1 protein-coding gene is annotated in these 225 nt (G+C 66.2%); it reads left to right on the top strand.

The genetic code is table 11. The annotated features are described in order from the left end of the window. Nucleotides 1-225: transposase (locus tag CEF10_RS17275; RefSeq protein WP_232796551.1), on the top strand; the 225-nt coding region annotated here is incomplete at both ends.

Raw genomic sequence — 225 nt, 5'->3', positions numbered from 1 at the left:
TGGGCGCAGGCGGGATGTCAAAGAGCCAGGTCAGCCGGCTCTGCGCCGAGATCGACGAGCGGGTGAACGCCTTCCTGGACCGACCGCTGGAGGGGGCCTGGCCCTATCTCTGGCTCGATGCGACCTACATCAAGGTGCGTGACGGCGGGCGGATCGTTAGCCGCGCTGTGATAATAGCCGTCGCGATCAACGAGGACGGCAAGCGCGAGGTTCTGGGCGTCGCCA

It is taken from the genome of Roseovarius salinarum, from assembly GCF_002834145.1.
Lineage (GTDB): Bacteria > Pseudomonadota > Alphaproteobacteria > Rhodobacterales > Rhodobacteraceae > Roseovarius > Roseovarius salinarum.
The sequence above is the reverse complement of the archived record's forward strand: the minus strand, read 5'-3'. Positions and strand labels throughout refer to the sequence as shown.